Below are 515 nucleotides of genomic sequence, written 5' to 3' on the forward strand. Positions count from 1 at the left end.
AGGGAATCCATGCCGTTGGCGTGACAGGCCTCGAAGAGGTCGTCGAGTCGGGCTGCACCGTCGAGCATCGAGTACTCGGTGTGCACGTGCAGATGCGTAAATCCCTTGCCCTTGGTCACCAGAAGATTCTAGCGGCGGACTCGGACACGAGCCTCACGGGACACCCGTGGGAGATCTCTCAGGGACCGCCGTCGCGCAGGGTCTCCAATGCGTAGTCGAGATCCGGGGGGTAAGGGCTCTCGAAGGTCACGTTCTCACCGGTGGCCGGGTGTTCGAAGCCCAGCCGACGAGCGTGCAACCACTGCCGGGTCAGCCCCAGGCCCGCGGACAGGGCCGGATCGGCCCCGTACGTCAGGTCTCCGCAGCACGGGTGGTGCAGTGCGGAGAAGTGCACGCGGATCTGGTGAGTCCGCCCGGTCTCCAGGTGGACTTCCACGAGCGTGGCACGACCGAAGGCTTCAAGGGTCTCGTAGTGGGTCACCGAATCACGTCCACCGTCCCCGACGGCGAATCGC

The 515-nt window shown here is 65.4% G+C and carries 2 protein-coding genes; both read right to left on the bottom strand.

Translation table 11 applies throughout. The annotated features are described in order from the left end of the window. On the bottom strand, positions 1-119 hold a 119-nt coding region (locus GTW58_RS15180; RefSeq protein ID WP_168023656.1), incomplete at its 3' end, for a PHP domain-containing protein. A gap of 59 nt (positions 120-178) precedes the next feature. Next, positions 179-515 (bottom strand): RluA family pseudouridine synthase (locus GTW58_RS14040; protein WP_245195288.1); only part of this gene is annotated, 337 nt, incomplete at its 5' end.

The organism is Kocuria subflava (genome assembly GCF_012163155.1).
Taxonomy (GTDB): Bacteria; Actinomycetota; Actinomycetes; order Actinomycetales; family Micrococcaceae; genus Kocuria; species Kocuria subflava.